Here is a 24,769-nt window from a genome sequence, read left to right as displayed (position 1 = left end):
GCAGGTACAGCATGGAAACGAGCAACACGCCCCACGTCTCAGCGCCTCAAGTGCCCGTCATGACGATCGAGCGTTTCTCCGAGCTTTCTGGCCTATCCCCCGACACCGTTCGCGGCCAGATGAACCAAGGGAACCTCCCCATTATCAAGGTGGGTCGTCGTCGCCTCGTGAACGTCGCGCTCTTTACCGCTGAGTGCCTGCAATCGGAGGACTGGAACTAATGACCGCTCTAGCCCCTATCGTCACGCTGGCAGCCTCCTGCACCCTGCTGGAATCTAACGGCCTCACCATCGCTACTCAAAAGCTCCTGTTCGACGGTGAAAGCGCCCCTGGTGGCGTGGTACTGCATCACCATATTGTTTCAGCAGGAGGGTTCTTCTTCATCAATGTACCTGCCGCGCACATGCTCGCCTTAAACCTGGATGACAGCACCATTACCCGCGTCTCCGTCCACGATGAAGACCAGAGATACAGCATCGTTTTCAAGCACCTGCAACACGCCCTGGTCTACCTCGCCAAGCACTACGGCCTTTCCCTGGCCGATCACTGCGCCCTTTCAACCACCGATGCCGCCCCCTGCTCGTCGGTCATTGTTGTTCCTGCGCATCTATCCACACCCCCACGGCTAACGCGTCGCCCGTTATCCACAACGGCCTTTAGCCCTTTCGGAGTTATGCACATGGCTAAAAAACAGCCCATCCGCGTGTTTCTCGACCAAGAGATTCACAGCCGTTACTTAATCCAGGCAGGCACCAACAGCCTGACCCCTTCGGCACTGGGGGAACTGCTGATTGAGTACGGCATTACCCAGTTAGAACGCGGCGACAAGGCACCGCTGAAAGCTCCTGCCGGTGACGCCTCCCCCGCTCCCCACGACAACGAGGCTTAAAAATATGTCCCCTGCCCGTCATCCGTCGCCCTTCGGTCGCACGGCTTCTAGAGCCCTCACCGGTGCGGCTGTCATACCCGAGGCACGAGCGGTTGACAGCCGTGCCGGGGTGGGCTGCCGTGCGGAACGACCGAAGGGCACGGATAGGGCCAAGGGGACAACCCCCTGCCTCGATTCCAGAGCTTTGAGGGAGCGGGGCCAGCGGTGCCTACACGGTAGGGACTATGCACGCGCCGCGACGTACTACGCCCAGGCTGAATACTGCCTATTAGTCGTCGATGGCATTACACCTGAAACCACTGAGCTAGCCATTCTCGCGGACTACTGCCTAACGCAAGCCGCCAGAACCCAACGCTAACGAAAAGGAATTATGACCATGATCAACACTATTCAAGCCCACGTTATCGGCGCATCACGTTACAGCATGGATAACGGCGTTAAAGGCGCAAAAATCACCGTTATGCAGTCGGCTTCTGCTGACAACGAAAACGTCTTAGGCAACCAGGTCAGCGTCATGACCGCGCCTTATGAAATCTTCGACCAGCTCCACGCCTCAGCCCCCCACATGCCTTGCAGCATGGAACTTGATATTGAACTGCGCACCTCGGCCGCATCGGCGGGTGGCAAAACCACCATTCACGTTATTGCCGCCCGCAAACCTAACGCCACCGGTAGCCCCCAGCATCAACCAGCTACCAACAGCGATAAAAAATAGGATTTTGAGCCATGGACACTAGTGAACTCGCTGGTCTGTGGCTCCTGGTTTATTGCGTCGGCCTCGTCTTGGCCTTCGGGATCGGCGCGATAAATGGGGGCCAACGATGAACGATCCCAGCCTTACGTTTGTTGTTGGTTCTCTTTTCACGTCCTATGCCCTCGGTTGGGCTTTTGGACACATCATTCTTACGTTGAAACGCTTTATGGAGTCTGTCTCATGACCCTTAACACCATCGCACAACACGTTAAACACGCCGCTACCACCACACGCGGCAAAATTGCTGGCGGTGCTGCCCTGCTAATGGGTTCGGCAGCTGCCCACGCACAAACCACCGGTGCAGAGTCCGCCTTCTCTGAAGTACAGGCAGCCGGTGCTGATATGGCCGGTTACGCATGGCCGGTAGTGGCTTCCATCACCGCTGCGCTGATCGGTATCAAGCTTTTCAAGAAGTTTGCCAACCGCGCTTCTTAATACCGCTCAGCAGGGATCAACCAAGGGGCGGAAACGCCCCTTTTTATATCGCGAGGGAAACATGATTAAAAAAGCTGCTCTATTAACTCTTACCGCGCCTTTTTTAATGGTGTTTTCTGATTATTCTTTTTCTAATGATGAATACGAATATAATAAATTTAGGCATCTAACTCCTGCAAATGAGATTGAACAGCTTAATCTATTATTGTCAGACTCTGGTAGCAATTGTTCTATTGGTCGCGATGGCCCTAGTAATACTATGAGTTATTATTCTTCTAGGGGGAGAAAATATGTATTTTTCTCTTATGTTGAAAGTTATCGAAATGGTACTCCTAAATATCATGCTTTTTTTAAAACATCTGGCTGTAATGGTTTTAATCTTAATGGTTTCATAACTGATAATTCTCTTGATTTAATCCCACTTAATGAACCTCTTACAGACGAGCAATGTTCATCGATGTTTGGTGGTAGTAGATCAAATTATGTTTCTTCTTACTCTGATTCTGGTGTCTATTCAACTGGCGGCGGTGCTTGTTCTATTTCTTCTACTGGTACTATTTCCCAGTTTTGTTATGGTGTTGATGAGCTTCAATGTCATTCAGATTGGGATGCTTCTTCTACGGGGCAGGTTTTCAATTTATCTTTAATTGATGGCCCTTCAACCGAAATAAAAATTCCTGATTATTTAAACGAACTTCCTGGCGCCTGTTCTGATTCTTCTATTTGTTTAACTATCGGTGACACTTCCTATTTAGTTGATTGGAATTCTGCTCCTGACTGGTTTAGTTATGTTGGCTCTGATGGTCAAACGTATTCTAAACCTGTTGATACTGGTGGCGATGAGACCGGCGGCGATACTGGTGGCGGTTCTGGTGCTGGCGATTTCGGTGGCGGTGATAGCTCTGGTGGTGACTCTGGTGGAAGCGATAGCGGCGGATCTACCGGTGGTGGTGACTCTGGTGGATCGTCTGGCGGCGATTCCGGCGGTGGTACTGGGGGCAGTGATTCCGGTGGTTCATCGGGTGGTAGCTCTGGTGGTTCGTCCGGCGGCTCGACGGGTGGTGGTAGTTCCGGTGGTTCAACTGGCGGTGATACTGGGGGCAGTGATTCCGGTGGCTCAACTGGCGGTGGTTCTTCCGTTCCCGATTTCGAGTTTGATGAATCCGGCATTATTGAGGCAATTGGTTCTGCTGGCGAATCCAACCAGGCAGGGCTAGACGCCGTTTCAAATGATGTGACGGGTGCCATTGGCGAACAGACCGAAGAAACCAAAGGTATGTTCGATGGCCTGGGCAACACGATCACCAACGCTCTGGGCTTGGGCACCTGCTACCCCGACAGCCAACAAACCGAGGAAGGACACACTGCTGCCACCAGTGATAAAGGTTTACTCGGCTGCGTTCAAAGCATTGCTAACGGCATGGTTAACAAGCTTGCCGAAAAATTCACGGAAGACGTTGGCGATGGTAACGATCTATTTAACTCCTCTGGCGTCGACCAAACCCTCGACGGCTTAGCCGAAGAACAACAGCTCTATAACGACGACGTAAACACATTAATGGATGAGATCGGTGATGGTTCAAGCTCCGATATCGCTAATCAGATAACGTCCCGTTTGCCCTCTCTCCCCTCTGGCAGCTGCTCACCTCTCCCGTTTGGCCCCATGGAAATTTCTTGCCAAGCGTTCAACACCATCAAGCTTTGGCTTTCCTGGATCGTCTATTTCTGGACGGTCGTCAGCGTCGTAGACACCTTCTTCCGCTCTGGTATGAGGACTGCATAAATGGCCTTACCTGCAATGCTTGGCATGGGTGCCATCATGGCGTTTGCTACCCGTGTTATTGAATGGATTGTTACCCGCATCGCATCCCGCTTTACCAATCGGTTAGCGGGAATCCTGATCTGGACAACGCTCTATATCTCACTTTTGGTGGGTTTGGCCGTCACGTTTGCCGCCATTATCAGCGGCATTAGTGCCACCCTTCCCAGCGATCTTGCCCAGGGCATCGGCGCTATTAAGCCCAACAACTTTGAAGCCTGCATAGCGGCTATTTACAGCAGCAAAGTAGCTGTTTGGGTCTTCCAACAGAAACGCCAGTTGATCGACTGGGAACAAGGGAGGCCCGTTATCTAATGGCCGTTTACGTTGTCACCGGCAAATTGGGTGCCGGTAAAACCCTGGTCGCTGTCGGTAAGATCAAGGACAAGCTTACCCACGGTTGTAAGGTCGCTACGAATCTAGATCTAAACCTAGATAAGCTCATTGGTGAAAAAGCCAAAGAAACCCGCTGCTATCGCATTCCTGATAAACCCGTTCTTGCTGACCTGGAATCTATTGGCACCGGTACCGACGCTTACGACGAAAACAAGAACGGCTTACTCGTCCTGGATGAGTGCGGCACTTGGTTCAACGCCCGATCCTGGAACGACAAAAGCCGCCAAGACGTTATCAACTGGTTTCTCCATGCCCGTAAATTGGGCTGGGACATTATTTTTCTGATTCAAGACTTGTCGATCATGGACAAGCAAGCCCGTGTCGCCCTGGCGGAACACGTTGTTTACTGCCGTCGCCTGGATCGGGTCTCTATCCCCTTTATCGGCGCTATTTACTCGCTGTTCATGGGCTCAAAAATACCGTTGCCGAAAGTCCACCTCGGCATTGTTAAGTATGGCGACTCCCCGCAAAGCCTCACCGTTGAACGCTGGACCTACACAGGCCGTGCGCTTTACCCCGCCTACGACACCAAACAAGCCTTCTCTGATCACTACCCCCACGGCACGTACTCCGTGCTGCCGCCCTGGTATACCCACGGCATGCACCGCGTACCCCATGACGCGAGGTTCTATATGAAAATGACCCGTATCTACTGGAAACGCTTCAACCGCCCGTTTCTTTCGTTCGCCTCGTTTGGTCTCGGCTGCCTACTCACGGTATCCGTTTTGGTGGCTGATCGCGTGAATGCTCGCGCCCAGGATCAACCGCCCCCCGCTGCACCGCTAGAACTTCCCAACCTAAGCACCACCCGCATCGCCAGCTTTAGCCAGTTTGGCGACCACACTAACTACCGCCTCATTGATAGCGACCGCAACACATCCACCACTGACGATCTCGCCCGCCAAGGCTTCTCCATCGTCCCTGTGAATGCTTGCCTCGTCCGCGTAGAAAATGGAGTTACCCATGCTGAAATTCGCTGCTAATACCGTTGCCGCTTTTGCCTTCGCCACACTCACCAGTACCGCCAACGCCACACCGATACAGATGCAAGACACCGATATCCGTGACTTTGTGCGTTGGTACGTAGAACAAACAGATTCCCCGTTGGCCATTCACCCTACCGCTACCGGTACGCTCACCGTTTATGCACCGGATGTGCCCGATCACCAGCTTGATGAGTTCTTTCAAGGTGTATTGAGTTCACACGGTTACACCATACTGCCAGGTAACCCGCCCACCGTTGCACCTGCTAGCCAACGCGCAACCGCATCACCGACTGAAAAAACACCAGGTGTTTCTTTAGCATCGACCGATCCCACTGACGCGATCGTCAACGCACCCACGCTTACCCCGCCACCAGTCCCGCAGGCAACACACCTGTTTTCTTTCGACAACGTGCGCGCCGATGACATTGCCCCACTGATCACCAGTTTTCTCACTCAGAACGCTCAGGACGGCATTACCCCACCTCGGGTACAGGTGCTTCACGCTTCCAACGCTATCTTAGCTAAGGGACCAGAAAAGCAGCTTGAACAGCTTCAAGGTTTCATCCCTCAAGTGGACGTTGCCCATCCTCAGTTACTCATCCAAGCGGTAATTTTTGAAACCACGGATGGCGATACCTTCGATCTTGGTGTTGCTCTCGGTCGTGCTACCGATTCCCGTGTCGCAGGTGGGTTTAACACTGCCAATCTTGGCACCTCTTTAGCATCGTCGGGCGGTACTTTCGGGATCTTCGACGGCAACGTTCTAGCTTTTGCCATCAACGCGTTACAGCGCGATTCAAGCTCTAACGTGTTATCCACACCGCAAATACTTACCCTCTCCGGTAAGCGTGGCACGATCTCCATCGGTCAGAATGTGCCGTTTGTCACTGGTCGTGTCACTGGTGAATCTGCCGACGTTAATAGCCCTTTCCAGACAATTGAACGCCGCGATATTGGTATACGTTTAAACGTGCTCCCTGTGGTCACTGCCTCTGGTTTAGTGATCATGGATATCACTACCTCGGCTGACTCTCTGACTGATTCTGTGCTAGCCTCTGACATTATTACGAATCAACGGCAGATCAATACCACCGTTCAGATACGTTCCGGCCAAACGCTTCTTCTAGGCGGCCTCTCGTCCCAAAACGACCAACAACATGTCTCGGGCGTTCCAGGCTTACAGAGCGTTCCCGTTGCCGGTCGTCTATTCCAGAACGAATCCAACTCCCGCCAACGTACCAATCTACATGTGCTGTTACAGGCAACTGTGCTGCCTCGCTATGACGCTAACCAGCTCGTCACCGACCATAACGCCGCTCAAACCGTGGCAGGTCTGATGACTACAAGCTGGCGTCACGAGGTCGAGACCCTCCCTGTAACACGTCTCGCAGAGTAATCATCCAACTTGAGCTATTGGCTCACTACAGCACATTGCGACATTTAGAAATTTACAGGGAATAGGCCATGGAACGTTGGAATCGTTATTCGTTGGCATCGTTACAGCGAGGAGAAGAAGATCAATTTGGCAAGCTGCTGATTAGCTCCGCTGGGCAGCGTGAAATGCACAAAATTCATCTTCTGAATGCTGGCGTCGATACCGTTCGCCAGCTTTACCAAGGCAAGCCGTGCCTTACCCAATTTGATGAGATCATTAACGTTTACAACGAGGGCAAAGGCGCAACCATGCGTCTCTTTGATGTAGATTGGGCAGTAGGTGCCGGCGCAGCCGGTTCTGGCTTCCGCTATCGACTCCAGAATAACGAACTAGGCGTTATCGTCTTCTTCCAAGCACGTCACGTCAAAATCGAGAACATTGGCACCCACCTAAAGATCGAGCTTTCCCCTCACTTCATCCAGGAGCGCAGCCCTCAGCAATGCCAAGACTTCATGTACAACATTGCGGCTCACATGCTCTCTCATGTTGAACCTATAGGCTGTGCGATACACCTGGCGTTAGACGTACAAGGCTGGGAGCCACCTAGCGACTTTATGCAGCGCTTTGTGACCCGTTCCAAGAAGATCATGCGGATCGACGGCATTGATACCTTAGAGTTCGCCCACGGCAATATTGCTACCACCTATGGCCGCGGTGAAACCTACATGTTTGGTACGGCTGGGGCGCTCCAATGCTGTATCTATAACAAGACACTTGAAGCCAAACACCGCGACAAAATGCACTTCTGGGAAGGCATCTGGCAAAACGCTGTCGATGACGACCTAAATGCCACCTATAACCCCGAAGCCCCCGTTTGGCGTATCGAATTACGCTTCCATCAATCCGTCCTTCGTGAATATGCTCAAGGCATTCCCTGCAATGTCGATACCGGTGAAGTGTTAGATGCCTCCCACGGCTTCAACCGCTTCATAGACGTAGTACCGCACCTCTCCGGCCTCTGGCGTACTGCCATGCAATCCTATCGACTGGATGTTCGTCGCAACCTTATTGATCCCGCGTGGCAAGTGATGCAGGAGGACGCCCGCTTCTACTGTCATGAGCCTGGTTTCATGTACAAACGCACCCGCAAAGCGCCCGGGCTTGGCAACGAAAAGAACGTAACCCTGGCGTTTGGCAACCTCATTAGCATTTACGCCCGCCAGGGTTTCCGCACCCATGAAGCTGTTCGCTTTCTCCAACGCTCCGGCATGTGGGAAGACCTAGCAGAATATTACCGACGACGAGGCGTCGACTCCGGCCAATTCAGACAGATCGTAGAACAGAAATTGATAGAGCGGCGATTGGTAGGTAAGGCGGCGTAAACATGGCTATTAAAAAAGTAGAAAACGGGTGGCAGGTCGATGTTCGCCCCTTTGGTGCGCATGGCAAGCGCATACGTAAAGTGCGGCCCTCCAAAGCAGAAGCCTTAGCCCTGGAACGCCGCATCTTGGCAAGCCCTGACAGCTATGTCACTCAAACAGGTGATAGACGCCGTTTACAAGATCTCGTCGAGCAATGGTACGAGCATCACGGCCACACGCTAAAAAGCTCTAGGGATCGTGTCCGCTCGCTTCGCAAGTTGGCCGATGCACTTGGAAACCCACTCGCCAAAAAGTTTACGGCTCAACAGTGGGTCGAGTACCGCGCTAAACGCCTAAAAGAAGTCAAAGCCAACACCATTAACCATGAACACACTTATCTAAAAGCGGTCTTCTCAGAGCTTGAGCGCCTCTCACTATGGTCATACGGCAACCCCCTTCAAAAAGTCCGCAAGGTACGCACTGACGAAACAGAGAAGGGCTATCTCGACGGTTATCAAATTAGCCTGCTGCTTGATCACCTTCGCGCCCAGGAGACCGACGACTGCTACTACATCACCGTTATATGCCTATCCACAGGCGCACGTTGGGGCGAAGCCCAGTCACTCAGAGCGGAGAACGTCCGCAAGGATCGCATCGTTTTCATTGGCACTAAGTCGGGCAAAACCCGAACCGTACCCATAGACCACGACTTGGCCAAGCAGCTACGCCAACGGCGGAAACTCGGACGCCTTTTCGGCAATCGCTACAAAGCCTTTGCCCGAGCTATTAAGGAACTCAAGATAGAACTACCGGAAGGACAGTTGACCCACGTGCTACGTCACACCTTCGCGAGTCACTTTATGATGAACGGGGGAAACATTCTGGTGTTACAGCAAATACTAGGGCATCAGTCGATCACAATGACCATGCGCTATGCCCACTTTGCACCGGATCACTTGGAGGAGGCAGCAAAGTTTAATCCAATCGCCACGCAGTGCTAGAAACCACTTGTTCAAAGTGTCCAACCGTTGGACACTTTATGGACAAAAACGAAAAAGCCGCCCTTTCGGACGGCTTTATCTAATTCTCTAACGCTTTGCTTTTAAACCACTTTCAGTGGTGCCGACACCAGGAGTCGAACCCGGGACCTACTGATTACAAGTCAGTTGCTCTACCAACTGAGCTATGTCGGCGCTTCACGCTTTCTTGAGAACATGATTGCTTCGCTATTAAGCTCTACAATCAACAAGAAATCTTGTTGGCAATGGCTGGGGTACCAGGATTCGAACCTGGGAATGCCGATACCAAAAACCGGTGCCTTACCACTTGGCGATACCCCAACGTTTGGTGGCCAGAGACGGAATCGAACCGCCGACACGGGGATTTTCAATCCCCTGCTCTACCAACTGAGCTATCTGGCCGCTGCCAACGGTGCGTATTAAACTAAAAACTCAGCATTTCGTCAACACTTTCGTGAAACTTTCTTGCGAGTCACGTGCTTAGGGAACTTATTGGCGCTACCAAAAACGGCCAGAAGCCGCGCCAGCTGTAAGATTGCGCTGCATTCATCCCTTCTCACAATCTTCACTAATTGCTTACGCCTGGGTTGGCGGTACGTAACCTTCTGCTTGATCCGTAGTCTCATTATCTAGAAAACGCTGCATTTGATCCATCAGGTAGGCGCGTGCCTCGGGTTCTAACATGTTGAGATGCTTTTCATTAATCAGGCGCGTTTGTAGTGCTTGCCACTCTTCCCAGGCCTGCTTAGACACTGTGGCTTGAATTTCTTGGCCCTGCTTACCCGGCAACGGCGGAAATGGCAGAGCCGTTAACTCTTGCTGGTACTTGCGGCAGAAAACGGTGTTGCTCATGGTGTACTCCTTTATGAATAACAGTACGCGAAAATAAGTAATAACGCGGAAGAGGTTAGTGTGACGGACCTGGCGTTGGATCGAGGGTAAATGGCACTAACTGGCTCAGCAGCGATTTAACCGGAGCTGCCAAGCCCAGCGCCGAGGGGTGGTTGATGTCATACCATACGCCGCCCTCTCTTACACCACTCAGCCTATCGCAACTAACCGGCTGAGGCGTAATCGATAGGCGAAAATGACTAAAGGTATGGGTAAAGCTGGGTAGGGGCGCATGGCGTTTAGGGGAAACGACATGATCGGCAAGCCAGTCGTTAAGCTCACCATGGCGTTCAAATTGAGGCAGGCTCCATAGGCCTCCCCACAGGCCGCTGGGTGGTCGTTGCTCTAACCACACCCGTCCTTGACTGTCTTGCAACATCAGCATGATAGTGTCACGGGTCGGCAGGGCCTTTTTGGGCTTGGATTCCGGATAGCGTTGCGGCTCACCTTCGGCATAGGCGCGACATGCGTCGTTAAACGGGCAAATTGGGCAATCCGGCTTGCTGCGTTTACAGAGCGTGGCGCCGAAATCCATGATGGCCTGGGTATAGTCAGCAAGCCGGGTATCAGGCGTGTAATACTCGGCCAGTGCCCACAGTGAGCGTTCTATCGCTGGCTTACCTGGCCAGCCAGCGATGGCATGTAAGCGGGTCAGAGAGCGCTTTACATTGCCATCTAGAATCGCTGCCTGTTTATCAGCACTTTGCGCGATAATCGCGCCAGCAGTGGAACGCCCTATGCCTGGCAACGCCATCAACGTTTCTACGCTATCGGTGGGTAGTTCTTCCCCATAAGCTGCGAACGCCACTTGAGCCGCTTTGTGCAGGTTACGAGCACGGGCATAGTAACCAAGCCCGGTCCAAAGATGCAGCACATCATCTTGGGGAGCATTTGCCAGTGCTTCTAACGTAGGGAAACGCGTCATAAAACGCTTGAAATAGGGAATGACGGTAGTGACCTGGGTTTGTTGGAGCATAATTTCAGATACCCAAACCCGGTAGGCACTGCGAGGCGACTGCCAAGGCAGGTCATGCCGACCATACTGATCGAACCAAGTAAGCAGGCGGCGTTGAAACTCTTCCGCCGTAAGACACGGCGTTGGCATGTCGGCCATAAAAACTCCTTAAAACAGTAAAACTGTTAACAGCCATTAGCAGGTAGGCAATCTTTTCACAGCGGTCACTAGCACCAAAAAAAGCGCCGGCGTTGGGACCGGCGCGACACTTATTGGTTGAATACAAAGCTTATCTACATGCTTAATTAAATAGACGACGGATCCCTTCACGCAACTCCTGACCAGCGCCTTCTCCTAAACGTTCATCAATACGATCAAGCGAGTCGCCTAGCCGTTCTTCCAGCTCTTCCTCAACTCGGCTGCCAGCTTCATTACGCAGGAGGTCTACCACCGCAGCTTGGAAAGCAGAGCGATCAAAGCGGCACCATTGGGTTTTATCGTCGCCTACATGGCCTTCACAGCGTACCGGGAGCGGCAGCTGCTCTAAACGCGGGTTCACATTACAGGCAGCATCAGCGGTATCGACCAACCTCGCATTCGCTTCCGTGGTGAAGTTCAGCGTATTGAGATTGAGCTCCCCCTCCCCCTGCACATCAATGCCTGGAAGAGTGATCAGCAGATCGTCGCTGTTCACAACACCATTGCGTACTTGAAAGGTTGCGTCAAATCGCTCAAAGCGTGTGTCAGGCTCCCACTCTCGTAGGGTGCCTTCGCCCTCTAGCTGCGCCACTACCTCACACAATTGCTGGGAGATATTCGTTTGCAGAATAGCGCCATCGTTCAGCCGTGCACTTAGCTCTCCGTTAAGATTACTCGTGAGCACGTCACGGCGATTGCCTTGAGTTGTCAGCGCTCCTTCTAAGTTAAAGCGGCCTCGCAATGGTGACGCTTCCTCGCTAAACGTTTCGATGAGTGGTGCCACCTGAACATCACTGACACGTGGAGAAAGCTGCCATTCGAGCACGTCAGCAGTGGCATCAAGACGACCTGTCGAGCTAAGCTCGCCCCCATAGAAACGCGACTCAAAGGCCGTTAGTTGGTGGTTACCGTTCTCTCCACGTAAGCTTAGCGAGGTCTCATCGAACACTAATCCAGACAGGATAAGCTGATCAACGCTTAAGTCCCCCTCTAGCGATAGCGTACTCAGCCATGCCTGAGGTAATAGCGCCCCGTCGGTTTGAGCGAAGGCGTTGCGCAGTAAACCTCGGCTAGCTTGCTGCGCCGTTTCAGGACCAGGCAGGTAATGATCAATATTCAGTTGGTCGCCTTCTAGATTAAAGGTAAGCTGAGTTCCGTCTAGCGCAGCGGAAACGTTGCCTGTGAAGGTACTGTCATCAACCACTAAAGAGAGCCGCGGTAGTGCAACCTGCGCCGTGTCACCTTCAATCGGACTGGTCATTGCCACATCACTTAAGGCAGCTTCGCTAGCTGTTGTCAGCGTAACCCCTAACCGTGATAGCCACGGACGCAGTGTAAAGGGAGCTGCGGTTAGTTGGCCGCTATAGCGAGGAGCATCAAGTAGCTGCGCGATATTGAGGTGTCCACTGACTCTCAGCCCATCTGGTCCGGTTAATTGAGCATCTTTAAGTTGGGCGGTTTGAGCCGCAAAGTCGCTTTCTAAACCAAATGCCAACGATAGCGCGAGGCTACCCTGCCAGTTTTCTGGATGACGTAAACCCGCGTCTACGACACCCTCGCGAATCGTCAGTTGTTGCTCCCCCATCCGGGCAACGATTTCAGCTGCTTTCAAGCTGAGCTGCTGCGGATCACTTTCTCCAGCGCGTCGCGTACGGGTCGTCAACTGAGTGTTTTCAAAAACCAACTGTTCATCTTTTAAGCCTAAACGAAGACGGGTTTCGAGATTAACTTCGCTGGTCAGGTCGGGCGTGCGCTCCAGCACTTCTGCATCTAAGCGATTATGCTTAGTCAGTGTAAACATGGTTTTTAACGGAAAAGAACGCACAGGATTAACATTGGTGCCTGAAATATTGAGCGGCTGCACTCGCCAAAGCGCTTGGCTTTGCTCATCACGAAAGCGAATGTCAGCATTCTTCACTTCAACACTGGCGATGTTCAATACAACCGATAAATTACCAGCATCTGCGTTAGGGCCAGCACTTGCGGGCGCCAGAACGGTTTCCGCTGTTTCGTTGCCCTGTTCAGCAAGACGCTCTAGTAACGGCTGCCAATTCCCTTCCCCTTGCTCATTCTTTTCAAGGTTCAGACGCATACCGTCTAGGGTTAATCCATCGACAGCGATTTCGCCGCGCAATAAGGGGGCGAAAGCCACGCTAACTTCAGCCCGATTAATGGCAGCAAACGCACTGTCATCCTGAGATTGCTCAGGCAACCATGCTCTTGCCTGCTCAACACTAACCCCGATACGCGGATAAAATGACCATGTAATAGGGCCTTCCAACGCTAGGTTTAGGCCAGTTTGTTCTTCTACCACAGCGGTTAGCCGAGGCTTGAAGTCTTCCGGGTCAAGAAAGGTGGTGACATACACCACTGCGGCAACGGCGACGATCGCTAAAATACCTACCGCGGCCAGCAAAATACGGAGTAGCTGCTTCATTACCCTTTTCCTTGTGGGTCTAACTCGACAAAATCACTGGTGATGGGTGCATCCGTCTGCGCGGCTGATTCGTTAGCGATAGGGCGATAACCAAGCTTGGAAAGCAGTACACGATCAGCTAACGGTAGCGACGACGTTTCGATGCGCAGTACACGCCCTTCTTGTTTTGCCTGTTCGCCCAGAAGTGCCATTAATCGCGTGCCTACACCGCGCCGCCGGGTGGGTTTACGCACGCACAGTTCTGAGAGCCACCACGCGCGGTCGGCTGTTTCTTTTATTGCAACGGCACCAAGCAAGCGATCGTTAAAATGTGCACAGGCAAAAAAATGCTGCCCTTTCAAGTGCTGCTCAATAAAAGGAGTGACCGTTGGTGTGGGCATTCGCTCTTGGGGTGCATCTTCATAAATGCGTATTAGGTCAATACGCACTTGCTCTTCTGCTTCCCAACGAGCCTGGTCGACGTAGTGCAGTGTCACCGGCATGGTGAAATCCTCTTTGCCAAAGCAGCAAGGCTGCTATTCTACCGCCAGCAAAGGCGGCTACCTTTCGCGCATTGTAGCGGATGGGGGCACCGATTCACTATAATGGCCGCTTTGGTCATAAGTTATGCATTGATCCAGCGGTGATAACATTACCCAACGATCCACCATCCCCCTTCAGAGTGCGCATCAGCGCAGGAGATGTAACATGTCAGCGCGTATTGCCACGGTAAGCCGTGACACCAACGAAACGCAGATTACGGTCAGCGTCAACCTTGATGGTGAAGGCCGCCTCCGCAGCGACACCGGCGTTCCGTTTCTTGATCATATGCTTGATCAGGTGGCTCGTCATGGGATGGTGGATCTCGATATTGACGCAAAGGGCGACCTACATATCGATGATCACCATACGGTTGAAGACCTAGGCATTACGCTAGGCCAAGCGTTTCATCAAGCGATAGGCGATAAGCGCGGCATTTATCGCTATGGGCATGCCTACGTGCCGCTTGATGAGGCACTATCGCGAGTCGTCATCGATTTTTCTGGCCGCCCAGGTCTTTATATGAATGTCGACTTCACCCGCGATACCATTGGCCGTATGGATACCCAACTGTTTTGGGAGTTTTTCCAAGGCTTTGTCAATCATGCGCGTGTAACACTGCATATCGATAATATAAAAGGCTTTAATGCGCATCACCAGGCTGAAACTATTTTTAAAGCGTTTGGTCGCGCGCTGCGCATGGCAGTGGCAGAAGACCCACGTATGGCGGGGCAAATGCCGTCTACTAAAGGGAGCCTATAATGCCGAGCATTACGGCTAGCGATAGCTCGCTAACGATAACAAGGAGCGCTTTATGACCATCGCAGTAATTGATTATGGAATGGGCAACCTGCACTCTGTGGCAAAAGCGCTTGAGCACGTTACTCACGAAAATGTGATTATCACTCGCGACCCCCGGCGCATTTTAGGTGCAACACGCCTAGTGCTCCCCGGCCAAGGGGCTATTCGGGACTGTGTGGGCGAGCTGGAACGTACCGAACTACGCGGTTTAGTCGACGACATTCTTACCCGTCAAGCCAAACCACTATTGGGCATATGCGTGGGCCAGCAGATGCTGATGGAACGTAGCGAAGAGAACGGCGGCGTAGATTGCCTGGGCTTTTTCCATGGCAGCGTCGACCGTTTTCCGGCCAATATGCGTGATGATTATGAGCAGCGCCTGAAAGTACCGCACATGGGCTGGAATCTCGTGGCACAGCATCACGACCACCCGCTATGGGCAGGCATTGACGATCACGAACACTTCTATTTTGTGCACAGCTACTACGTCAATGCGGCTGAAGATGCCCAAGTGTTCGGCACCACCCAGTACGGCAAGGTTTGCGCTCATGTAGCGATTGGTCGCGATGCCACCTTCGCTGTGCAGTTCCATCCTGAAAAAAGCTCCCGCGCGGGCCTGCGCCTGCTAGAAAATTTTGTCACCTGGACGCCCTGAGAGGTTTCACTATGTTAGTAATTCCCGCGATTGATCTCAAAGACGGCCAGTGTGTGCGCTTGAAGCAAGGCCGCATGGAAGATGCAACCTCTTATGGTGATGATCCCGTTGCCATGGCTGCCCGCTGGGTAGAAGCGGGCGCTCGCCGCCTGCACTTAGTTGACCTAAACGGCGCCTTTGAAGGCAAGCCAGTAAATGGTGATGCTGTTACTGCGATTGCCCGTGCCTACCCTAACCTACCCATTCAAATTGGTGGCGGTATCCGCTCCGCGGAAACCATTGAGCATTATCTAAATGCCGGGGTGTCTTACGTTATTATTGGTACGAAAGCGGTCAAAGAACCCGACTTCGTCGGCGAAATGTGTCGTGCATTTCCAGGCCACATCATTGTTGGCTTAGATGCTAAAGATGGCTATGTAGCTACCGACGGCTGGGCGGAAGTATCCACGTTAAAAGCGACTGAACTTGCCAAGCGCTTTGCCAATGACGGCGTCTCAAGCATTGTCTATACCGACATTGCCCGCGACGGCATGATGCAAGGCGTCAATGTGGAAGCCACTGCTGCGCTAGCTCGTGAAGGCGGCTTACCGGTGATTGCTTCCGGCGGTGTCACCAATTTAGATGACATTCGTGCGCTGTGTGATGTCGCGGACAGTGGCATTTTAGGCGCCATTACCGGCCGCGCGATCTATGAAGGCAGCCTAGATGTAGCAGAAGCCCAGCGCTTAAGCGACCAGCTTAGCGGAGGCCAAAAATGAGCTTAGCGAAACGTATTATCCCTTGCTTAGATGTCGATGCTGGGCGCGTAGTGAAAGGCGTTAACTTTGTAGGAATCCGTGATGCTGGCGACCCGGTTGAGATTGCTCAGCGCTACAATCAACAAGGTGCCGATGAAATCACCTTCCTCGACATTACCGCCAGCCACGAAAACCGTGACACAACGGTCGATATGGTAGAGCGCATCGCTGGTGAAGTGTTTATTCCCCTCACGGTTGGGGGCGGCATCCGTAGCTGCGATGATATTCGTACCATGCTCAATGCTGGTGCTGATAAAGTCTCAATCAATACAGCGGCAGTGACCAACCCAGAATTTGTCCGCGAAGCGGCTGAGCGCTTTGGTAGCCAGTGTATTGTGGTGGCGATTGACGCTAAGAAGGTGTCTAAAGAAGGCGAAACGCCGCGCTGGGAAATTTTCACCCACGGTGGACGACGTCCGACGGGCCTAGATGCCGTCGAGTGGGCCAAAAAGATGGTGGAATTTGGTGCTGGCGAGTTACTGCTAACCAGTATGGATCGAGATGGTACTAAAGTGGGTTTCGACCTGGGGGTTACCCATGCTATTTCTGAAGCCGTCAGCGTGCCGGTGATTGCTTCTGGCGGTGTGGGAAACTTAGACCACCTAGTCGATGGTGTACTGAAAGGCGGTGCCGATGCGGTTCTGGCAGCAAGTATCTTCCACTTTGGTGAGTACACCATACCTGAAGCAAAACGCTATATGGCCGAGCGCGGCATTGAAATGCGCCTTTAATGAGGCACCTTAGCAACTCCCCCCTTCGCAGGAGCACTACATGCCTCGTTCTTATCAATGGTTGGGTGGGATAGCAGGAATATGGCTGAGCACCAATGTCTCAGCCTTTTCTTTGCCTGATTGGCCGCCAGTGTTGGCGCTCGATCACACGCTGGTACAAACCAGTTTACTCACACGCCACTTCGACCCTGACCCCGAGCACACCAATCAGCAGAGCTTGATCAGTATTGAGCTGCATAATCCTAACCGCTGGTTAACAGGGGCGGCATGGTTTAAAAACTCTTTTGATCAACCGACCTGGTACTTCTATGCGGGTCGTGAGTTTCCTCTCTGGCAAGTTGCTGAAGGGCTCAACGTGCGCGCCAAGCTGACTGGCGGACTATTGCGTGGCTATAAAGGTGAATACCGCGACAAAATTCCCTTCAATCATTTAGGGGTAGCGCCTGCGCTTCTACCCAGTATTGGCGTGCAATGGGGGCGCGTAGAATCAGATCTGATTATCTTCGGCACCGCCGGCATGATGGTGACGGCGGGCCTGCGGTTCTAACCGACGTTGCCAGTTACTCTTCGCCCTCGTCTAAGGTTAAACCTAGATTACTAATGCCGTTATTACGTCCTAGCTGACGAATTTCTTTGAGGGAAGCTTTATTAATTGGCTCACTCACGGCGTCCAAAACAGCGTCCTGGAAATCGTTTTCGTCGGCCATCAAGGGATGGTCGCGAATGATCAGCGCAAGCGCCTGGGCATCTTCCTCACCTTCGGTTAGCTCGATAAACGCGCGCACCCCCGCCCGCGATGTGCGACTGACATCCAGCACAGCTTCAGGCGACTCACCTTGCAACGTATCTAACAGCGCGGATACAGAGACAACGGCATCTAACGCTCGGCGCGCGCCAAAGCTTTCATCATTTTCCGGAGGTTCGCACTCCGCCAGCTTTTCCGCCTGCCGAGCAAAGTCGATACTCGCGTTTGGAACACTTAATCGCTCCCATACCAAACTCAACACGGTACGCAGCGTATGCTCATCACCTAGGCCCGTGGTTTGTTGATAAAGCGCGTAGTTAGGTAGCAGACGCTCACAAAGGGCTGCCATAAACGCTTGCTGAGCGGGCAACGGCAACTGTTGAAGCCGCTGGTAAAATCCTAGGGGTTTAGCCACCATGCTGATTTCCTGGGTCACAATATTGGTGAAATGAACGCGATACGTTATCGTCGCACAAACGCGGCAGGAGATCCCTATCGCGCTATTAACATCGGCCGGCGAGGAGATTACCATGCATATCCATCTGCTACAGCACGGCCCTGACCATGGCCCCGCTCGTCTAACTGACTGGCTTGAAAGTATGGGCCATAGTTATACCGTGTTTCACCTTTACGCAGGCGAATTAACCCCGCGGCTCGGTGAGTGCGATGCATTAATTATACTGGATGGCCCCGAGCCTTTCGTGAATGATCCCCCCGATTGGTTTAAAGCTGAGCGAAAGCTAATTCATCGTTATCTCGATGGTCAAAAACCCGTATTAGGTATTGGTTTAGGCGCACTGTGGATAGCACAAGCGCTAGATGCGGTTATTGCACCGGGCACCTACCCTGAAATCGGCTGGCACCCAATAACATTGGCCCCAGAAAGCACTTTTGACCTGCCCGAACACTTCGAGGCATTTATGTGGCACCGCTTCGTATTTAGCTTACCGGAAAGTGCACTTCCGCTCGGAGGCAGTGCGGCTGCACCGCTACAAGGGTTTTCCTGGGACGCAGGGCGGGTGATCGGTTTGCTATGCCACTTTGAGACTACCCTCACCAGCGTGATTCCACTACTCCATACAAGTGAGCGACCACAGCCCAAAACGGCCGCGGCAGGGCGTTTTATACAAACCAATGAGCAGATTTTGGACGATGCTTCCCGCTTTCATCAGTTAGCGCCCCTACTAGACCGCGTGATGACCCAATGGCTGAAAGTTGCATAAGCTGCTGCATAAGCCAAGCCGTTGGTGAATAAAACGCCGCTAGGTGCTCCATTGCTTAGCGGCTTCTAAACAACTTTCCCAATCGCCAACGTGCAACTGCATAGGGCGACTATCTCGATTTTTTTCAAGATGATAGCGATAAAGTGGGTCGTAATATTCTGTTAGTAGTGGCGCAAGCCATGCCTCATGGGCTTGGATATTGCCTCGCGCATGGGCACCAAAGGCCATGGCCTGCAACCGCTGCAGACGCTGCAAACGAGCATTTCCTAGCCGCTTAGCCAAACGCTCTAAGGCATTAGCCAGCTGGCGCTGCATACGCTGCCAGCCCTCTTGCTGGCCGTAACGAGCGATATAATTCCGTCCAAGTGCTTCGATATAGTCGCGACGCAACTGCTCTAAGCGCCAATCTAGGGGCATCTCAATACGTATGCGTGGTGCACGTTGCATAGCTTGCCAGAAGGGAAGCGGGATATTGGCATTGCCGATTTGTCGCGACTCATCCTCTATCACCAATTTTCCTGACAGACCAATTAAACGCTTAGCCAAAGCATGCTCAAAATTAATTTGGGTCGTCGGCTCTTCTGGCTGTCGGCCAAAAGCCGATCCTTTATGATTGGCAAAAGCTTCCAGATCAATGCCGTTACTCAATTGATTAATAAGCATCGTTTTTGCGCAGCCGGTCAGCCCCGCCACCACTAACATCGGTTGGTTGGATGCTTCATCAATGCGCTGACATAGCCGTTGACGCAACGCTTTCCAACCACCGTCAATACGTGGCCTGCTTATACCTGACTCGGCTAGCCACTGCTGTGCAATTTGCGAACGTAGTCCTCCGCGAAAACAGTAGATAATAGCCTCTGGGTGGCTCACTACGTACGCCTGCCACGCAGCAACACGTGCTTGCTTAGTCTTACCGCTAACTAAACGCTCACCTAGACCGATTGCCGCCTGCTGCCCCTGTTGTTTATAAGCAATGCCAACGTGATGACGCTCATCATCCACCATTAGCGGTAAGTTAACCGCGCCAGGCAACCCCCCTTGAATAAACTCAACTGGAGCACGCACATCGATTAGCGGCGTTTCTTTCGCGATTAAGTTTAACGAGGCCGGTACAGTGGCTAAGGTCATCCAATAACCTCTATCAAAACGTCGCCCTGAGAAATTTTCATAGTGCCAAACGGTACCAACGTAATGCCATGCTCTCGACCAATGCGCTCAACATCATCTTCCCAAGCAGGATCAACACTCACCAACAAACCACCTGACGTCTGAGGGTCGCACAGCCATTGCCAATGAGCATCGTCCATCACAGGTAGCGCTTTACCCAACGCATCGCGGTTACGCTGAGAACCTCCTGGAACAGCCCCCTGTCGACGGTAAGCTTCGGCTTCTGCTAAGCGGGGTAAGCGGCGAAAATCGATCTGCGCCATCACACCGCTTGCGCTGCACATTTCAGCTAAGTGTCCAGCAAGGCCAAACCCTGTGACATCCGTCATGGCGTTAACGCCTTTCACCTTAGCTAACTCAACACCAATATGGTTGGACTTGAGCATCGTTTCGCGGGCAAGGCCGTGGTGCCCAGCTTCCAACAAACCACGTTTTTCGGCCGTAGTTAATAGCCCCACGCCAAGTGGCTTGGTTAGAAATAATAGGTCATCAGGCTTTGCTTGGCTGTTGAGCTTTAAATGCGCTAAATCGACCAAACCATTAACCGCTAAACCAAACATCGGCTCAGGGGCGTCGATTGAGTGTCCTCCCGCTAACGCCACACCTAGTTCACGACAGACAGCCTGGGCACCGGCAACAACATCGCCCGCTATTTCAGCACTGAGTTTATCTAGCGGCCAACCTAAAATCCCTAATGCCATGACAGGCGTGCCACCCATAGCATATACATCGCTAATCGCGTTAGTGGCAGCAATACGACCAAAATCAAAGGGATCATCGACAATCGGCATGAAGAAATCGGTGGTCGCAATCATGCCGCGACCATCACCCAAATCATATACCGCTGCGTCTTCGCGCCCTTGATTGCCAACAATGAGCCGCTTATGGCCCGCCGCAGGGCCCGCTTTAGCAAGAATTCCATCCAGCACGTCTGGGGCAATTTTGCAGCCACAACCCGCTCCGTGACTATATTGAGTTAACCGAATCGAGCTCATAACGTTTCTCCTTAACCATGGTGTTATTCCTTAGCGTAGCTTACGCTACAGCGCGTCCAGGGCATCACTCAGTTTATCGACGGGAATGACCTCCATGCCTTTTGGCGCCTGTTTAGGCGCATTTCCACGCGGCACAATTGCCCGTAAAAAACCGTGTTTAGCCGCTTCAGCAATGCGCTCTTGTCCACTTGGCACTGGTCGTATCTCTCCTGATAGCCCCACCTCGCCAAATACCACTAACTCTTTTGGTAGTGCGCGATTCTGTAAACTAGAAACCACCGCCAGCAGTACCGCCAGGTCGGCACTGGTTTCAAGCACTTTCACACCCCCAACCACGTTTAGGAAAACATCTTGATCACCAGTAAACAGACCACCATGGCGATTTAACACGGCTAGCAGCATAGCCAGTCGGTTTTGATCAACGCCAACGGCTACACGGCGAGGGTTACCCAGTGCAGACTCATCGACTAACGCCTGCACTTCTACCAAAATTGGTCGGGTTCCTTCCCACACCACCATAACCAAACTGCCAGGCGCCTGTTCTTCTTGGCGTGATAGGAAAATCGCGCTGGGGTTTTTAACTTCTTTTAAACCCTGCTCGAGCATTGCAAACACACCCAACTCATTCACCGCACCGAAGCGGTTTTTTTGACCACGTAATGTTCTAAAGCGCGAGTCAGCCCCACCTTCTAACAGCAATGAGGCATCAATCATATGCTCCAATACTTTAGGGCCAGCCAGCGTGCCATCTTTCGTCACGTGGCCTACCAGCAACAATACTGTGTTCGTTTGCTTAGCAAAGCGTGTCAGCGCTGCTGCAGACTCACGCACTTGGGCAACGCCGCCCGGCGCTGAGCTAATATCTTCAAGATGCATGGTCTGTATAGAATCGATCACTAGAATTTCGGGTTTTTCTCGTTCGGCCACCGCTAGAATTGTTTCAACACTGGTTTCCGCTAACATCTTTAACCCATTAGTAGGCAGCTGTAAGCGGTGGGCACGCATTGCCACTTGAGAAAGCGACTCCTCCCCGGTGACATAGAGAATACGCCGCTGTTGGGCAAGCTTGCAGGCGGTTTGTAACAGTAAAGTGGACTTACCAGCACCTGGATTCCCCCCTAGCAATACGGCAGACCCTGGTACTAGGCCGCCGCCTAACACACGATCAAACTCAGCAAAAGTCGACGTCAGGCGGGGGACCTCACTTAGATCCACATTACCAAGATCTACCACTTCACGTGATAAGTCCCCTGCATACCCTGTTCTTCCCGTTGCAGCTCCATTGCCAGGACGCGCACTGGCCAAACGAATCTCGCTCAGCGTGTTCCATTCCTGACAGCTGGAGCACTGGCCTTGCCACTTTCGATACTCTGCACCACATTCGGTACATACAAAGGCACTTTTTGCTTTCGCCACCGCCTTATTGCTCCTGTTGTGATCGCCCTTTATATCGCCACTGAACGTCATACGCCAAATGGCTAGAAATGCAAAAGGCGGCCAATGGCCGCCTTTGAGCGTCGCTTCATACTTTATTGACGCTGTAACTGCAGCATCTCACCATTTTCGAAACGACGACGCTCTGGGTCGATCAGCTCTAGCGTGCGCTCATTAATACGCTGGAAGTAGTAGATCTGACCATCGCCATTCGGGGTTAACTCATAGACGGTAGCATCTGGATCAGAGGGGGTGCCTGACAATACTTCCCAGTTTCCCTCATAGTTTTCGTCTGGCGGTGTTTGAGGATGATTACGGTAAGTGGCGTTTAAGGTGAACGTCCTTTCTTCAGGAGCACTCATTTCTTCGCCCATCATCGTTACATTCAGATCGATACCATCACAGTTGCGGCAAGGCAGCGTACCTTGGTAATTAGTCTGAGAAGCAGTCATCCCAGCGTCTTCACCCTGGTCCGTTGGGCCAGATGCACAGCCCGCCAGCAGTGCCAACATAGCCGAGCCGGCTAGCAAACTCCTAAATTGCATTGAGTGTCTCCTTATCGTGTTGGACATACATTTCTTTCGCGCGCTTATGACAGCATAACCGCTACAAGGTGCGACGCCCACCCCTCCCTAATTGAATGCTTGGTGAATGCTTGCGCTCCGGCAGCCATCAGGCGACCATGGAGGTATTCTGTCAGGACAATTAGGTTACCCACATGAGCCAATACTGGAGTCCAGCCGTTAGGGGACTTACCCCCTATGTGCCTGGTGAACAGCCCCGTGAACAGGTTACTAAACTCAACACCAATGAAAACCCTTACCCCCCAGCGCCAGGGGTAAGCGAGGCGCTACGCAATTATGCTACCGATCATTTGCGCCTCTATCCTGACCCAACTTCACACGCACTGCGTACAACGTTAGCAGAAAGCTATAATGTTAGCGTAGCAGAAACTTTCGTCGGTAATGGGTCTGATGAAGTACTCGCGTTTGCGTTTCAGGCTTTCTTCTGCCATGACGCACCGCTTGATGTTCCCTCAATTACCTATAGCTTTTATCCTGTTTATGCCAACCTTTATGGCATCACTCTTCGCAAGCATCCACTGAATGACCAGTGGGAAGTCGATGTTGATGCTCTAGCGAATGCCTCAGAGCGCAGTGGTGTTATTTTTGCTAACCCAAATGCGCCAACTGGCCATGCGCACTCACTCGATACCATTGAGTCGCTGCTTAAACGCGTGACGAACCGGGTTGTATTAATTGATGAGGCTTATGTTGATTTCGGCGCAGAAAGCGCTGTCTCCTTAATTAAGCGTTACCCTAACTTGCTAGTCACTGGGACGTTTTCTAAATCGCGCAGCTTAGCTGGTTTACGCTTAGGCTACGCGATTGGTTCACCGGAGCTTATTGATGGCCTTCAGCGGGTTAAAGACTCATTTAATTCCTATCCCGTCGATAGCTTGGCAAGTTTGGTAGGAATTGAAGCACTAAAAGATAAAGACCACTTTGATGCCTGCCGGAATAACGTCATCGCAACGCGCGAGCGCACACGTCAGCGACTTGAACAACTAGGCTTTGAGGTTTTACCTTCAAAAGCTAACTTCGTGCTTACTCAACATCCTGATTTTGAAGGCGCTCAGCTGTTTGCAGGCCTTCGCGAGCGGGGAATTTTGGTACGTCATTTTAATACTGACATGCTCAACAACTTCTTGCGTATCACCATCGGCACAGATGATGAAATGGATAGCTTAATAGAGGCGCTGGAAGCGATCTGCCGCTAATCCTTACATTTTCTAAACATAAAAACACCCCGAAGGTTAGATTATGTGTCCAACTCTCGGGGTGCACAGTTCAAAGCCCTGGGGGACTTTTTCGAATAAGTCACTGACGATGACTTACCCCAGCCCTCCGAGCCGCCCTCGTCATTCCCGCAGGCCCTTAGCGGGAATCCATGTTGACCTGGGGTTTTGGGCTTCAGCAAGCCAAGGTCAAGGTGGATTCCCAGTACCCCCACTCGGGAATGACGGTGTGGTAGGCACCAACAAAAAACCCCAGCTTCAACTGAAGCTGGGGTTTTTCTTAATAAATGCCTGACGATGACCTACTCTCGCATGGGGAGACCCCACACTACCATCGGCGCTAAGCGGTTTCACTGCTGAGTTCGGCATGGGATCAGGTGGTTCACGCT

The 24,769-nt window shown here is 52.3% G+C and carries 27 protein-coding genes, 3 tRNA genes and 1 rRNA gene; 18 read left to right on the top strand and 13 right to left on the bottom strand.

Annotated elements, in window-relative coordinates; all coding sequences use genetic code 11:
• Positions 1-59 precede the first annotated feature (59 nt).
• The 11 genes from CR46_RS0116955 (at position 60) to CR46_RS0116900 (ending at position 9,016) form a co-directional block, all read left to right on the top strand.
• Positions 60-221 carry a MerR family transcriptional regulator gene (locus tag CR46_RS0116955; protein WP_084180535.1) on the top strand — a complete coding sequence of 54 codons (162 nt, stop codon included), beginning with the start codon at positions 60-62 and terminating at the stop codon, positions 219-221.
• Positions 221-889, top strand: coding sequence for a hypothetical protein (locus CR46_RS0116950; protein WP_030074687.1), 669 nt, complete (start codon positions 221-223; stop codon positions 887-889). Before CR46_RS0116955 ends, CR46_RS0116950 begins: the two co-directional genes overlap by 1 nt.
• 376 nt (positions 890-1,265) lie before the next feature.
• The gene (locus tag CR46_RS0116940) at positions 1,266-1,604 is read left to right on the top strand and encodes a hypothetical protein (RefSeq protein WP_030074683.1); all 339 of its coding nucleotides are present in this window, start codon (positions 1,266-1,268) and stop codon (positions 1,602-1,604) included.
• 11 nt (positions 1,605-1,615) lie between these two features.
• A complete protein-coding gene (locus CR46_RS18710) occupies positions 1,616-1,714 on the top strand; it encodes a tail virion protein G7P-2 (RefSeq protein ID WP_420038471.1) in 99 nt (32 codons plus the stop codon).
• A gap of 109 nt (positions 1,715-1,823) precedes the next feature.
• Positions 1,824-2,078, top strand: coding sequence for a major coat protein (locus CR46_RS0116930; RefSeq protein WP_051690213.1), 255 nt, complete (start codon positions 1,824-1,826; stop codon positions 2,076-2,078).
• 61 nt (positions 2,079-2,139) lie between these two features.
• Positions 2,140-3,861, top strand: a complete 1,722-nt coding sequence (locus CR46_RS18375; RefSeq protein WP_051690212.1) for a hypothetical protein — start codon at positions 2,140-2,142, stop codon at positions 3,859-3,861.
• Positions 3,862-4,212 (top strand): DUF5455 family protein, encoded by a 351-nt coding sequence (locus CR46_RS0116920; protein WP_030074677.1) that lies wholly within the window; start codon positions 3,862-3,864, stop codon positions 4,210-4,212. It begins immediately after the preceding gene.
• Complete coding sequence (locus CR46_RS0116915; RefSeq protein ID WP_030074675.1) at positions 4,212-5,276, top strand: zonular occludens toxin domain-containing protein; 1,065 nt, start codon at positions 4,212-4,214, stop codon at positions 5,274-5,276. Before CR46_RS0116920 ends, CR46_RS0116915 begins: the two co-directional genes overlap by 1 nt.
• Positions 5,257-6,675 (top strand): secretin N-terminal domain-containing protein, encoded by a 1,419-nt coding sequence (locus CR46_RS0116910; protein WP_030074673.1) that lies wholly within the window; start codon positions 5,257-5,259, stop codon positions 6,673-6,675. The genes CR46_RS0116915 and CR46_RS0116910 overlap by 20 nt, the downstream gene beginning before the upstream one ends.
• 68 nt (positions 6,676-6,743) lie before the next feature.
• Positions 6,744-8,036, top strand: coding sequence for a hypothetical protein (locus CR46_RS0116905; protein WP_030074672.1), 1,293 nt, complete (start codon positions 6,744-6,746; stop codon positions 8,034-8,036).
• A gap of 2 nt (positions 8,037-8,038) precedes the next feature.
• On the top strand, positions 8,039-9,016 hold the full coding sequence (locus CR46_RS0116900) for a phage integrase (protein WP_030074670.1): 978 nt from the start codon (positions 8,039-8,041) through the stop codon (positions 9,014-9,016).
• A gap of 116 nt (positions 9,017-9,132) precedes the next feature.
• Here CR46_RS0116900 and CR46_RS0116895 read toward each other — a convergent pair.
• The 7 genes from CR46_RS0116895 to CR46_RS0116865 all read right to left on the bottom strand — a co-directional run bounded on the left by CR46_RS0116895 (position 9,133) and on the right by CR46_RS0116865 (position 13,997).
• Positions 9,133-9,208, bottom strand: a tRNA-Thr gene (locus CR46_RS0116895).
• A gap of 72 nt (positions 9,209-9,280) precedes the next feature.
• Positions 9,281-9,355 (bottom strand) — tRNA-Gln (locus CR46_RS0116890).
• A gap of 5 nt (positions 9,356-9,360) precedes the next feature.
• Positions 9,361-9,436 (bottom strand) — tRNA-Phe (locus tag CR46_RS0116885).
• 174 nt (positions 9,437-9,610) lie between these two features.
• Complete coding sequence (locus tag CR46_RS0116880; RefSeq protein WP_030074668.1) at positions 9,611-9,886, bottom strand: oxidative damage protection protein; 276 nt, start codon at positions 9,884-9,886, stop codon at positions 9,611-9,613.
• Between the two features lie 55 nt (positions 9,887-9,941).
• A complete protein-coding gene (mutY, locus tag CR46_RS0116875) occupies positions 9,942-11,039 on the bottom strand; it encodes an A/G-specific adenine glycosylase (protein WP_030074667.1) in 1,098 nt (365 codons plus the stop codon).
• A gap of 142 nt (positions 11,040-11,181) precedes the next feature.
• Positions 11,182-13,515, bottom strand: a complete 2,334-nt coding sequence (locus CR46_RS0116870) for an AsmA family protein (RefSeq protein ID WP_030074665.1) — start codon at positions 13,513-13,515, stop codon at positions 11,182-11,184.
• Entirely contained in the window at positions 13,515-13,997 is a 483-nt protein-coding gene (locus CR46_RS0116865) for a GNAT family N-acetyltransferase (protein ID WP_030074663.1), read from the bottom strand. The genes CR46_RS0116870 and CR46_RS0116865 overlap by 1 nt, the downstream gene beginning before the upstream one ends.
• A 205-nt stretch (positions 13,998-14,202) precedes the next feature.
• Here CR46_RS0116865 and hisB point away from each other — a divergent pair, with 205 nt between their 5' ends.
• The 5 genes from hisB to CR46_RS0116835 are packed head-to-tail and all read left to right on the top strand — an operon-like array spanning position 14,203 to position 17,565.
• A complete protein-coding gene (gene hisB / locus CR46_RS0116855) occupies positions 14,203-14,796 on the top strand; it encodes an imidazoleglycerol-phosphate dehydratase HisB (protein ID WP_030074661.1) in 594 nt (197 codons plus the stop codon).
• A gap of 52 nt (positions 14,797-14,848) precedes the next feature.
• Positions 14,849-15,490, top strand: a complete 642-nt coding sequence (gene hisH / locus CR46_RS0116850) for an imidazole glycerol phosphate synthase subunit HisH (protein WP_030074659.1) — start codon at positions 14,849-14,851, stop codon at positions 15,488-15,490.
• Positions 15,491-15,501: 11 nt separating this feature from the next.
• Positions 15,502-16,248, top strand: a complete 747-nt coding sequence (gene hisA / locus CR46_RS0116845; protein WP_030074657.1) for a 1-(5-phosphoribosyl)-5-[(5-phosphoribosylamino)methylideneamino]imidazole-4-carboxamide isomerase — start codon at positions 15,502-15,504, stop codon at positions 16,246-16,248.
• On the top strand, positions 16,245-17,018 hold the full coding sequence (hisF, locus tag CR46_RS0116840) for an imidazole glycerol phosphate synthase subunit HisF (protein ID WP_030074655.1): 774 nt from the start codon (positions 16,245-16,247) through the stop codon (positions 17,016-17,018). The genes hisA and hisF overlap by 4 nt, the downstream gene beginning before the upstream one ends.
• Positions 17,019-17,058: 40 nt before the next feature.
• Positions 17,059-17,565 (top strand): hypothetical protein, encoded by a 507-nt coding sequence (locus CR46_RS0116835; protein ID WP_030074654.1) that lies wholly within the window; start codon positions 17,059-17,061, stop codon positions 17,563-17,565.
• A 13-nt stretch (positions 17,566-17,578) separates the two neighbouring features.
• Here CR46_RS0116835 and CR46_RS0116830 read toward each other — a convergent pair whose 3' ends face one another.
• Positions 17,579-18,181, bottom strand: coding sequence for a YjaG family protein (locus CR46_RS0116830; protein ID WP_030074653.1), 603 nt, complete (start codon positions 18,179-18,181; stop codon positions 17,579-17,581).
• Between the two features lie 112 nt (positions 18,182-18,293).
• Between CR46_RS0116830 and CR46_RS0116825 the strand changes: the two genes are divergently transcribed.
• Positions 18,294-18,986 carry a type 1 glutamine amidotransferase gene (locus CR46_RS0116825; protein WP_030074652.1) on the top strand — a complete coding sequence of 231 codons (693 nt, stop codon included), beginning with the start codon at positions 18,294-18,296 and terminating at the stop codon, positions 18,984-18,986.
• A gap of 39 nt (positions 18,987-19,025) precedes the next feature.
• Here CR46_RS0116825 and mnmH read toward each other — a convergent pair whose 3' ends face one another.
• The 4 genes from mnmH to CR46_RS0116805 form a co-directional block, all read right to left on the bottom strand.
• Positions 19,026-20,114 (bottom strand): tRNA 2-selenouridine(34) synthase MnmH, encoded by a 1,089-nt coding sequence (gene mnmH / locus CR46_RS0116820; RefSeq protein WP_030074651.1) that lies wholly within the window; start codon positions 20,112-20,114, stop codon positions 19,026-19,028.
• Positions 20,111-21,148 carry a selenide, water dikinase SelD gene (gene selD / locus CR46_RS0116815; RefSeq protein WP_030074650.1) on the bottom strand — a complete coding sequence of 346 codons (1,038 nt, stop codon included), beginning with the start codon at positions 21,146-21,148 and terminating at the stop codon, positions 20,111-20,113. The genes mnmH and selD overlap by 4 nt, the downstream gene beginning before the upstream one ends.
• A 45-nt stretch (positions 21,149-21,193) precedes the next feature.
• Positions 21,194-22,564 (bottom strand): DNA repair protein RadA, encoded by a 1,371-nt coding sequence (radA, locus tag CR46_RS0116810; RefSeq protein ID WP_030074648.1) that lies wholly within the window; start codon positions 22,562-22,564, stop codon positions 21,194-21,196.
• A gap of 113 nt (positions 22,565-22,677) precedes the next feature.
• A complete protein-coding gene (locus CR46_RS0116805; protein ID WP_030074646.1) occupies positions 22,678-23,127 on the bottom strand; it encodes a copper resistance protein NlpE N-terminal domain-containing protein in 450 nt (149 codons plus the stop codon).
• 173 nt (positions 23,128-23,300) lie between these two features.
• Between CR46_RS0116805 and hisC the strand changes: the two genes are divergently transcribed.
• Positions 23,301-24,362: a histidinol-phosphate transaminase gene (hisC, locus tag CR46_RS0116800; protein WP_030074643.1), complete on the top strand. Its 1,062-nt coding sequence runs from the start codon at positions 23,301-23,303 to the stop codon at positions 24,360-24,362.
• A gap of 307 nt (positions 24,363-24,669) precedes the next feature.
• Here hisC and rrf read toward each other — a convergent pair.
• Positions 24,670-24,769: ribosomal RNA gene (gene rrf / locus CR46_RS0116795) — 5S ribosomal RNA — on the bottom strand; the annotation flags it as partial.

The sequence above is a fragment of the Vreelandella neptunia genome (genome assembly GCF_000712975.1).
In the GTDB taxonomy this organism is placed as follows: Bacteria; Pseudomonadota; Gammaproteobacteria; order Pseudomonadales; family Halomonadaceae; genus Vreelandella; species Vreelandella qaidamensis.
This window is presented reverse-complemented; position numbering and strand designations above follow the sequence as displayed.